Source organism: Lacisediminimonas sp. (genome assembly GCF_030645335.1).
Taxonomy (GTDB): Bacteria; Pseudomonadota; Gammaproteobacteria; order Burkholderiales; family Burkholderiaceae_D; genus Lacisediminimonas.
Genome location: NZ_JAUSNH010000219.1, coordinates 1 through 10,883, shown reverse-complemented (window position 1 = coordinate 10,883; position 10,883 = coordinate 1). Strand labels below are relative to the sequence as shown.

At 61.3% G+C, this 10,883-nt stretch carries 10 protein-coding genes; 1 reads left to right on the top strand and 9 read right to left on the bottom strand.

The features are described 5' to 3' along the window. The 3 genes from Q7T64_RS15065 to Q7T64_RS15055 form a co-directional block, all read right to left on the bottom strand. Window positions 1–793 (bottom strand): acyl-CoA dehydrogenase family protein (locus tag Q7T64_RS15065; RefSeq protein ID WP_304797368.1); only part of this gene is annotated, 793 nt, incomplete at its 3' end. Between the two features lie 41 nt (window positions 794–834). After that, entirely contained in the window at window positions 835–1,689 is an 855-nt protein-coding gene (locus Q7T64_RS15060) for a MaoC family dehydratase N-terminal domain-containing protein (protein ID WP_304797366.1), read from the bottom strand. Window positions 1,690–1,951: 262 nt separating this feature from the next. Then, complete coding sequence (locus Q7T64_RS15055; protein WP_304797365.1) at window positions 1,952–4,471, bottom strand: SEL1-like repeat protein; 2,520 nt, start codon at window positions 4,469–4,471, stop codon at window positions 1,952–1,954. Window positions 4,472–4,745: 274 nt separating this feature from the next. Between Q7T64_RS15055 and Q7T64_RS15050 the strand changes: the two genes are divergently transcribed. Beyond that, complete coding sequence (locus Q7T64_RS15050) at window positions 4,746–5,654, top strand: LysR substrate-binding domain-containing protein (protein WP_304797371.1); 909 nt, start codon at window positions 4,746–4,748, stop codon at window positions 5,652–5,654. Window positions 5,655–5,824: 170 nt separating this feature from the next. Here Q7T64_RS15050 and Q7T64_RS15045 read toward each other — a convergent pair whose 3' ends face one another. The 6 genes from Q7T64_RS15045 to Q7T64_RS15020 all read right to left on the bottom strand — a co-directional run. Further along, on the bottom strand, window positions 5,825–7,246 hold the full coding sequence (locus Q7T64_RS15045) for a hypothetical protein (protein WP_304797363.1): 1,422 nt from the start codon (window positions 7,244–7,246) through the stop codon (window positions 5,825–5,827). 267 nt (window positions 7,247–7,513) lie between these two features. After that, window positions 7,514–8,413: a LysR family transcriptional regulator gene (locus Q7T64_RS15040; protein WP_304797361.1), complete on the bottom strand. Its 900-nt coding sequence runs from the start codon at window positions 8,411–8,413 to the stop codon at window positions 7,514–7,516. 115 nt (window positions 8,414–8,528) lie between these two features. Further along, on the bottom strand, window positions 8,529–9,095 hold the full coding sequence (locus Q7T64_RS15035; RefSeq protein WP_304797359.1) for a Rieske 2Fe-2S domain-containing protein: 567 nt from the start codon (window positions 9,093–9,095) through the stop codon (window positions 8,529–8,531). After that, window positions 9,067–9,759 carry an ATP-grasp domain-containing protein gene (locus Q7T64_RS15030; protein WP_304797357.1) on the bottom strand — a complete coding sequence of 231 codons (693 nt, stop codon included), beginning with the start codon at window positions 9,757–9,759 and terminating at the stop codon, window positions 9,067–9,069. The genes Q7T64_RS15035 and Q7T64_RS15030 overlap by 29 nt, the downstream gene beginning before the upstream one ends. Before the next feature lie 77 nt (window positions 9,760–9,836). Then, window positions 9,837–10,487 carry an NADPH-dependent F420 reductase gene (locus Q7T64_RS15025; RefSeq protein ID WP_304797355.1) on the bottom strand — a complete coding sequence of 217 codons (651 nt, stop codon included), beginning with the start codon at window positions 10,485–10,487 and terminating at the stop codon, window positions 9,837–9,839. A 112-nt stretch (window positions 10,488–10,599) separates the two neighbouring features. Then, the coding region (locus tag Q7T64_RS15020) for an enoyl-CoA hydratase/isomerase family protein (RefSeq protein ID WP_304797353.1) at window positions 10,600–10,883 on the bottom strand (284 nt) is incomplete at its 5' end.

The following is a 10,883-nucleotide window of genomic DNA, read 5'->3' as shown; positions in this document are numbered from 1 at the left end:
AGGCCGTCACCCGGTCGATGAACCAGCGGCCGTCGCCGATGCACTCGGCCGCGATCAGCACGCGTTCGGCGTTGAGGCCGTCAAGGATGTAGCGGAAACCCTGGCCCTCCTCCCCGATGAGATTCTCGGCGGGGATCTCGAGATCCTCGAAGAACAGCTCGTTGGTCTCGTGGTTCACCATGTTCGGGATCGGCCGGACGGTGAGGCCGTGGCCGATCGCCTCGCGCAGGTCCACCAGGAAGATCGACATCCCTTCCGACTTGCGTTTCACCTCCGCGAGCGGCGTGGTGCGCGCGAGCAGGATCATCAGGTCCGAGTGCTGCACGCGCGAGATCCACACCTTCTGGCCATTGACGACGTAGCGGTCGCCTTTTCTTACCGCCGTGGTCTTGATCTTGGTGGTGTCGGTGCCGGTGCTGGGCTCGGTCACGCCCATCGATTGCAGGCGCAATTCACCGGTGGCAATGCGCGGCAGGTAATGCTGGCGCTGCGCTTCGGAGCCGTGGCGCAGCAGTGTGCCCATGTTGTACATCTGGCCGTGGCAGGCGCCGGAGTTGCCGCCGGCGCGGTTGATCTCTTCCATGATCACCGTTGCCTCGGTCAGCGACAGGCCGGAGCCGCCGTATTCCTGCGGGATCAGCGCCGCCAGCCAGCCGGCCTTGGTCAGCGCGTCGACGAAGGCTTCGGGATAGGCGCGCTGCTCGTCAGCCTTGCGGAAATATTCTTGCGGAAATTGCGCACAAAGGTCGCGCACGCCGTCACGGATGTCCTGGAAATTGTCGTCGGTTGCCATGGTCTTCTGCTGTCTCTTGTTGAATGGTTCGGGTTGTTGTGTCAGGCGATCACGGCGTCGGCCTGCATCGCCAGTTCGCCACGCATGTTCTTTGCCCACAGCTTGACGGTCTTGCCATCCGCTTGCGGCTGGCCGCAGACGGTGAAGGGCTCGATGTCGAACAGCGGACCGACGCCACGGAAGCTGAACGCGCTGAGCTGCGCCTGCGGCAGATTGCGATGCAGCAGGTCCACCAGCAGCGTGGCGATCAGCGGTCCGTGCACGATCAGGCCCGGATAGCCTTCGACCTCGGTGACATAGCTGCGGTCGTAGTGGATGCGGTGGCCGTTGAAGGTCAGGGCCGAGTAGCGGAACAGCAGTACCGGGTCGGGCGTGATGAGGCGCGACCAGGCTTCGCCTTCCGGCGCCGGTTTGCCGGGGGCCGGGGCAGCACCGGGCGGAGGCAGATCGCGGTACACGATGTCATGTTCCTCCGACACTGCCACGCTGCCATTGGCGCTGATTTCATGCCGTACGGTCACGAAGGCGAGCTGGCCGGTGGAACCGGACTTGGCGTTGACGTCGAGGATGCGCGAGGTGCGGGTGATGGACGTACCCACCGGCAGCGGCGCGCTGAACTGCAGGCGTCCGCCTGCCCACATGCGGCGCGGCAGCGGTACCGGCGGCAGGAATCCGCCACGGCGGGGATGGCCGTCTTCGCCTGTCTGCGAGGCGGCCACGATGGGCCAGAAATGGGTCCAGTGCCACAAGGGCGGCAGTGCATTGTCAGCCGGCGGCTCCCGGTCCAGCGTGCCTGCCAGTGCCCGCAGCTTTTCGCCGTTGACCACGTCTTGCAGTGTTTCGGTCCTGCCTACCCATTGACGCAGCAGCGTCAGATCGAAAGATTCCTTGTCCATGCCTGTCTCCCGTGAAAGAGAGGCAATTCTCGGCGGGTGCTGGTCAATCCGCAATCTGCATTTTCGGAAGGGGGGCTTAGGGGTGCGTTGAGTCGGGCATGGTCGAGGAGGTGCGGGCTCGAGATGGGCAAGCCCACAAGCCCGCCTTCAGGCCTGCTCGAGAGCTCGGCGACAGGCGGGCCCCTGCTCAATTGCGCGCAGATTCCGATACGCAATCGGGCGCACGGGCAGCCCGCCAATAGCCACGCGGCCTCGCCGGAGACTATAAATAAGCGCCGAACCCGGTTATCTCAGGCGCGCGGCCCTGCCGTTGGTCGCCATCCAGCGCTCGCAACTTGGCCTGGGCTTTTCCAAAACCCTGTGCCGCCGACTTGCGAAACCATTCGACCGCCTGTTTCCGGTCCGCTTGCACGCCCTTCCCGAAAAGATACATGAATCCCATGTAATATTGGCCCTCGGCGTTACCTTGGCCCGCCGCCGCACGGAACAATTCGAGCGCATAGGCAGGGTTCGGGGGTACGCCTCTGCCATTCTCAAACATGAATCCCAAGTTGACTTGGGCATTGGCGACATTCTGCTGCGCGGCCGCCGAATACCATTGAGCGGCTTCGGCCTGGTTCTGGCGCACGCCTTTGCCATTCTCGAGCATGAATCCAATATGAAACTGAGCGAGCGCGTTACCCTGTTTTGCGTCGTTCAGGTACCGTTCAAAAGCTTGCGCGTCGTAATGTTTCTCGTCTCTGCCTTGCGCCCGCATGCTTTCCCAATTGAGTCGGGCTGACGCATTTCCCTGCTCTGCCGCCTTGCCATACCATTCAATGGCTTTGGCGTCGTCTTGTTGCACACCTGTGCCCCGTTCGTACATGAATCCCGCCTGGAACTGCGCAGTGGCATCACCCCACTCGGCCAGCTGGAGAGTCAGCTGAAAATGTTGCGCGTCGTTGTATTGCTGGTCTTTCCCCTGCCCCTGCATGTTCCCCAACCACGATTGCGCTAATGGATTTCCCTGTTCCGCTGACCGGCGATACCATTTGACGGCTTTGACATCGTCTTGGGGGACGCCTATGCCATGCTCGAACATGTATCCCAACCAGCATTGGCTTGGTGCATGATGCCGTTCGGCTGCCTTCTCGAACCAGAGGTATGCCTGTCGATTGTTCACTGGCACCGCTTTGCCTTCCATCAACATTAATCCCAACAAGTACTGGATTTGAGAGTCCGACGCTGAAACGCGATACCAGTGCGCCTCCTCGTGTTCCAGGCCCTCGCCGTACTTCAGCAAGCGTTGCAGCTCGATTCGAGCGGAAGCATTACTCTGCTCTGCGGCCTTGCGAAACCATTCGACAGCCTGGACGCGGTTCTGTTGGACGCCTTTGCCATGCGCCAGCATCCTTCCCAACCAGTACTGGGCTTCGGGGTGCCCCTTTTCAGCCGCCTTGCCATACCAATGTGCTGCCAAGGCTTCGTTCTTTGGCACACCCGGGAGGCCTACCATCAGCATCGCTCCAAGTCTGAACTGGACTGAGACGTACCCCTGTTCAGCAGCCTTGCCATACCAATGTGCTGCCAATACCTGGTTTTGTGGCACGCCTTGGAGGCCTACGTCCAGCATCCTTCCCAAAGAAACCTGCGCTTGGGCGTGCCCCTGTTCCGCCGCATTTCGAAAACACTCGGCGGCTTGGGCTTCGTCCTTTTCCTCGCCCCGACCGGTCTGCAGCATCTCACCCAAGTTGAATTGGGCTTCGGGATTCTTCTGTGCCGCGGCCTGGCGAAACCACGCGACGGCCAAGGCGTCGTTCTGCTGCACTCCCGTACCATTCGCAAGCATCTTTCCCAAGTGGTTTTGCGCAGAAACATGACCGCCCTCACGCGCCGCTTTGCGACACCACTCGAAGGCCAGGACCGCGTTTCTTTCCACACCCCTGCCGTCCTCCAGCATGCGTCCCAGACAGAACTGCGCATCCGGGTTATTTTGTTCCGCCGCCCTGAAAAACCATTCGGCGGCTTTCGCCTCGTCCTTTTCCACGCCCCTGCCGTCCTCCAGCATGCGCCCCATATGGAACTGTGCGTCCGGGTAATTTTGTTCCGCCGCCTTGCCATACCACTCGGCGGCTTTGGCTTCGTCCTTTTGCACGCCCCTGCCGTGCTCCAGCAAGATTCCCAGACACTTTTGACCTTCGGCATCGCCCCCTGCCGCTGCCTTGCCATACCACTGCGCAGCCTCGGCCTCGTTCAGTTCGACGCCTATGCCCTGCGCCAGCATGTTTCCCACGGCAGTCTGGGCCCTTAGATGCCCCTGTCCCGCCGCCTTGGAAAACCATTCGAAAGCCAAGGCAAGGTCCATTGGCACTCGGCGACCCAGGGCATAGCTCCTGGCCAACCGGTATTGCGCCTCGGGATTCCCCGGCTGGTCAGCCCGCTTGAACTGCCCGGCGCCCGACGACGCCTGGGCATGCGTCGCCTTGCTCGATGCGCCGTCCATGGTGCCGGTCCCTGCTTGGGCCAAAGGGGCTTGCCGACCACGGACTTGCGGCTCTGTCCATTCGACAGTATCCAAAGGCGGGAATGGCGAGCCGCCGTTGCCGGCGCTGCTCGCGGACCCGGTTGGGCCGAACGACAAGACGGTGCCGGGACGCGTCTGGCTGACGACCTGTGGACTTGTCGGGTGCGTTGGCTGTCCCGCCTGTCCGATACCAATGGCCGGGGGATTTCCAGACAAATTGAGGTTGAGATTGAATCTTGAGGCCAGATGTTCGGATGACGTCTCAGCGGATCGCTTCATGTTTTTCCATTGTCAAGGGAGAGGATGGCCCCGTCGCCGGAGGTCACCCTGATCGCGCAATAGCGAGGGGTCGGCGGCAGCGGCAAACGGGTTGGGAAACGGCAGGCACCAGAAATGACGACCTGTCGGATTCGGGTGCGATGGGTAACTAGGCTTGTCAGCTTGTTCCGGTTCACCCACCCTGTTCGCGCGCGCTCGTGATGGCGAAGCATGGCCTGCCGGCCTTGCAGTGCAACAAACGCGTAAAATCATGAACCTGCAACCGGAAACCAGCATGCTGTTCGATCTGACCGACCTGCGATTGTTCATCCATATCGCCGAGCAAAAAAGCCTGACCCGTGCCGCCGAGCGCATGCACCTGTCCCTGCCTGCGGCCAGCAACCGCATAAAGGAGCTGGAGTCGCGCTTTGGCATGCGACTGCTCTACCGTGAAAACAAGGGGGTGCAACTGTCCCCCGCGGGCGAAACCCTGCTGCGGCATGCGCAGCAGATCATGCAGCAGGTGGAGCGCCTGAAGGGCGAGATGCAGGAATATAACAACGGCATCAAAGGCCATATCCGCATCTTTGCCAATACCACCGCCGTCACCGAATTCATGCCGGCAGTGCTGGGGCGCTTCTTGTCGCTGCATCCGCAGGTCAATGTGGCGCTGGAAGAGCGGCTGAACCACGAGATCGTGCGCGGCGTGCAGGAGGGCACGGCCGATATCGGCGTTGCAGCCGGCACCACCCAGGCCCAGGGCCTGCATGTCATCAATTTCTCGACCGATCGCCTGGTGCTGGCCACGCCGGTCGGGCATCCGCTTGCCGGCGCGGGGCCGATTTCCTTCAGCCAGACGCTGGACTATCCGCATATTGGCCTGTACGAAGGCAGCACGCTGCAGCACTTCCTCAATCGGATCGTGGCAGAGACCGGACAGCAACTGCAATTGCGCATCCAGGTGCGTGGCTTTGAAGCCATGTGCCGGATGGTGGAAGCCGGCGTGGGCATTGGCGTGCTGCCCTACTCCGCGGCACTGCGCCTGGCGGGGACGATGAAGCTGGCCCTGGTGGAGTTGTCGGACCCGTGGGCGGTGCGGGAACGTAGCGTGCTGGTGCAGGATATTGACGCCTTGCCGCAGTACGCCCGCGAACTGGTGGAGGAAATCTGCCGCACACCGACCGTGGGCGAGCCGGATGCATGACGCTTTGGTGCGCTTCTTGCGCGCCAGACGCAGGATCCGTGGGAAGCGTATTTTGGGATGAAGCAGCGTGCGAAGAATGCGACGCTGTGGATGTTCCAATGAAAATCGGGTCACGCAGCGTGGCTGTCGTGACCCGATTGAGGTGCTGCGAGTACTAAACGACCACCTGCTTACACCCGCTCGAATCCGCGGGAAAACAGGTTGCGGATTCCGCCCCAGGCGGAACCTGCGGCTTTGGCGACACCAGCGCCAATGGTCGTGGCCACTGTGACGGCCGCACCGCCGATCACGGCGGCGCCACCGGCCAGATTGCCAGCGACGGTTTTTGCAGCGGTGACAACAGCTTTCTTGACGCTGGAACCGGCCCGTTCAACGCTGGAACGGACCACTTCAGCAGCGAGCGGCACGAATCGCGCGGTAGCCGTTGCTCCTACGGCGATCGAATCCGCGACCAGGCGGGCCGCACCGACCCATGTTTCAACACCGGCTTTTGCAGCGGACACGACGGCCTTCTTGACGCTGGAGCCGGCCCATTCAATGCGTGACCGGATCACTTCGGCGGCAAGGCTTGCAGCACGGCCGGTGCCGACTATGGCGGATTTAACCTGGTGACGGGCGGTGAAAGCGACGTTCGCGAAATCAAGCTTGGCTTTGTGGCCAGCTAACGCCAGGCGCGATTCGACGATTTCGGCGTTTTTAGCGGCTTTCCCGGCGGCACGGCTCGCCGTCAGTTCAATTTTCTCCTTCGCAGAGTCCGCAGCATGCTGGATAGAGTGGCCTGCGCGCTCCAGATTGTCAGCGGCCCTCTTGGCAGCCTTTTTGGCTTTTGACGCCACGCTGGATGCGGCGTGTGCCGACACTGCGGCTGCGTCGGACCGGGTGACCGGTGATGCCTGTTCTTCCAGCCTTACCAGTTTGCGGTCGGCACGGTGAAGATCGAGCGCTTCCACCTGTTTGTTCTGGATCGGGAATTGCGGCGGCACAGACACGGGGCGCAAGGCAGGTGCGCGTGCGGGGAAGTGGTCTTCGGCATTGTCGGAAAGTGCCTGGTCAAACATTTTGCCCGCAGTGTCTTTCCCCGCTTGCGCAGCCGGTTCGCTGGCGATGAATTGCCGGCGGGCGGCGTCGAGGGGAACGGTGGTGTCGAGTGCGGCGTGCGCGGCGAGGTTGGCGCGGGCGAATACGGCGACCTGCGCACTTTGCACCGTCAGGCAACGGAATGAAGCGCGGATCGAAAAGCCGGCGTACTGGATGATGTGCTCGGAAACATGGACTTTGAACAGGGTATCGGTCACGGCGCTATAGCCTTCACCGATGGTTGCCGTGCGTACCGCCGTGACCTGCTCGGAAAAAACGGAGATCGACGCCACAGCCGGGCCACCCCAGGTGTAATGCAGTGCATGCATCAGGTCTTGTGGCTGTGCGTGTGCCAGGTAGCTGGTCAGGACTTCATTATCGACCAGTCCACGCTGGATCAGCGCCGGCAAGGACAATGCGGCGGAGAAACCGGCCAGGGGGTGCGCGGAGAGTGAGGTGTGCGAGGTGTACGAGGAGTACTGGATGCTGATGGAGGCATTCGAATTGATCGACATGGCGATGACCTGCTTCTTAAAGTTGGGACTCGCGCTGCGTCACGGCAATCAGTCTCCGGTTCCAGTTGGAGGTGCAAATAATTGATTGTCTTATAAGGCTGCAGGCAGTCAGGTCGGCAATTCGAAAATAAGGCGCGAAATAGGCAGAGCGCCAGGCGTCGAATATCGCTACGAGGTGCGAATATCGGACTAAACAAGCAGAGCCCTTGGATTACGCCGTGCGTAACTTGCGCCGCCAGGCGCCAGACGGCACGGCCCGAAAGCCATTCAACTGATTTGTTGTTTTGTCTTGCGCTCTGAATAGGCGCTGAGGAAGGATTGGAATACCTTGATCCCGCGAGTCAGTGATTTGCTGCGGTGAAGAACCACTGAAAACGGCCGCTTGATGGCGGGCAGGCCGGTGTCGATCTCGACCAGGCGGCCCGATTCCAGGTCGTCGGCGACCACATGGCGCGACAGGCAACTGACGCCAAAACCGCTGAGCAGGGTGCGGCGGATTGCCTCGGAATTGCCGATCTCGATGGCGACGTTGACCCCGCCGAGCGCCTGCGACACTTCCTTGTCGAATATTTCGCGGGTGCCGGAACCGACTTCGCGCAATAGCCAGGGGGCTTGTGCCAGCGCGGCGCGATTGCCCAGGCCAGCACGTGCGGCAGCGGGCGCGACGACGATCATTTCATCATCGATCCACTCCTCCACCCGCACTGACGGATCGCTGCAACTGCCTTCGATCAGGCCGATATCGGCGACAAAGTCACCGACCAGGCGGGCAACATCGCGCGTGTTGGCGACGATGACTTTCAACTTTGCGTCGGGGTGTTCAGCGAGAAATTCACGCAGGACTGTCGGCAGTACATAGTTGCCGATGGTGCTGCTGGCGGCAATTTGCAGCGCGATCGATTCGGATTCGAAATCCCGCGTCATGGCTTCGGCCTGTTCAACCAGGGCAATCGCGCCGGGCAACAAGCGTCGGCCTGAGTCGTTCAACACCAGGCGTCGACCATTACGATCGAACAGGCGTTCGCCGACCATTTCTTCCAGCTCGGACAAGGCGGCGCTGACGGCGGACTGCGACATGGCCAATTGCGCTGCCGTGCCAACCGTCGTGCCGAGCCTGGCGACATTGATGAAGACCACCATCTGCCGTAACGTGAAGCGAAGAGCCATAGGAGCGCAATCAGGAATCAAGGCAAAGGCAGTCGGCACGCAGGCCGCTTGCCAGCAAACCGCGGCGACCTGTGGTGGTCAGCTTACGCGGGGAAAATCGACCGGCAGGCTGCCGTCAATAACGGTCCGTCAGGCCTGCCATGCGCGCACGCGCATCTTTCGGTGCATCCGGCGTGGTCTTGTTTGCGTCCTTGATCGGGGCTGACAAGCCCAGGTAGAACACGGAACCGGCGCGTTCGGCAACATCGATCCTGGTCAGGCTGGACCCGCGACACGGGCCGCGCACGCAATCGCCGCTGGCCGGATCGAACAATGCCGAATGCCGCCGGCATTGCAGCAGCCGTCCCATCCGATCGAAGAACTTGCCGTCTGGCCGGTCGAGATTCACGCTGTCTTCGGGGATATGCGGGCACCGATTGACATAGCCGTGCAGTTCACCACGAAAGCGGATGATGAAGGCATTGACCGGTTCACCATTCAATTCGATATCAAACGTGAAGCCGTCGCCGCGGCTCTGGATCTGCTCGGATGGACAGACGAAATGGCTCGCCTTCGCAGGTGTGCCGGCGCCAGCGTCGATCCCGTCCTGATTGACGTGATCACACTGCTCGCCCTGCTGTTCGCGGGCGCACAGGTCGAAATCTGTCGGCGAACTACGCTCGTCCATCATGGTTGGCTTCATCGGGATCTCGCATGGAACCGATTTCGGGATGCGTGATGAGCGACTCTTCAGTGAAGTTGGCGACCACACCGACTGCAGTGATCACATGGCGCTCGGACAACACGACCGGATTGATCTCCAGCACGGCAGCGCCGCGCTCGATCGCCATGCGTGCCACGCCCATTATCATGGCCAGCGCCGACTGCCGGGCGGCGTCCGGAATGGCCAGCTTGTCGATGATGGCGAATGCGCGGCTTTCGTTCATGCCGTCCGCTGCCTGGATATTTTCTTCATGCAGCAAGTCGTCGCTACTGCCCTGCGCGCCCAACGTGAATACGGCAACGGTGATCATGGGGCTATCGCCACCCGTCACGCGCAGGCGGAACCTGGCAACGCCGGCAACGACTTCTTCTACCAGTATGCGGCGCACAGTGGCGGCGCGCGGCCCCACTGGCTGGGTAAATATCTGCTCGCCGCAAGCCCGCGCTTCAGTACGCGAGCTGGCCATTGGAGATTGCAGGCAGGCGGAAGCATCGCCCAAGTGGATTTGCGGCTTGACCAGGACTTTGCCCAGGCGCTTGGCGGCTTTTTCCACTTCGCGCAGGTCGAAGCATGGGTAGCCACGCGGAGTCTGGACACCGTATTTCCGCAACAGCTCTTTGGATTGGTATTCGTGAAGTCGCACTGTCAACGCTGCCTATGTTTTGAGGATGCAAAACAGACGGTACGCGCCGCGCTGCCTTGCATCCATCCTGTTACTTGTTACTTGTCCTGGTAGACAACCCGGAATACATAATTCCAGTTGCCCGAATTCATGGCCAGCCGGATGCCGAGCATGGAGACCGGCTCCAGCAAGCGGGCGGCGTCGATCTTGCCGATGTCGACCGGATTCCAGCCAAAGGCTTTCAGCAATTCTGCGACCGTGGCCTTGGCGTCTGCGTCATTACCGCAAAAGAACATGTCCGGTACACCGCCGGGAAACTGCGGCCGGAACATATGCGCACTGTTGACCGTATTGAACGCCTTGACTACCTTTGCGTCGGCCAGCACGCGCTGCACCGTCTCGCCACAGGAGCCGTCGGGCAGTTCCTTGAGCACCAGTTGCTTGTCGCTGTTCATGGTCAGCGGATTGGTGACGTCAATCACGGTCTTGCCGCTGAACGCGGCTGGTCCGGCCAGCTCCAGCGCTTTTTCGGCCGCTGTGCCTTTGGTGGCGACAATCACGATCTCGCCGAATTGCGCCGCATCCGAAAACGCGCCGACGCTACCCTGGCTGCCCACCTCTTGTTGCCACTTTTCCAGCGCAGGCGCGCTGGTATTGCGTGAACTGATCTTGACCTGATGGCCGAGCTCGACCAAGCCTGCGCCCAATGCCCGCGCCACACTGCCGGAACCGATTATGCCAACTTTCATCCAGCATTCCCCTTCAATTCATCCGGATGCCCGGTAATTGCACAACCGGGCGCGGCTGCGAAAAACGCAGGCGCACCCGGTGTGCAGCACATCAATCACTACAACAACTGACTTACTTGCCCTGGTAATTAGCCGGACGCTTCTCGCGGAATGCGCGCACGCCTTCCGTGTGATCTTCACTCATGATCAGTGCCGATTGCGCCATCCGCTCCAGCACGCGGCCGGAAGCCGTATCGATGCTCTGGCAGACATTGATGACAGCCTTGCCAGCGCCCATTGCCTGCGGTGCTTTCTTGACCAGCTTGTCAGCCTTGGCACGCGCTTCTTCAACCAGCTTCGCACGCGGCACGACTTTGGTCACCAGACCGACAGCCAATGCGCGCTCGGAGTCGATGA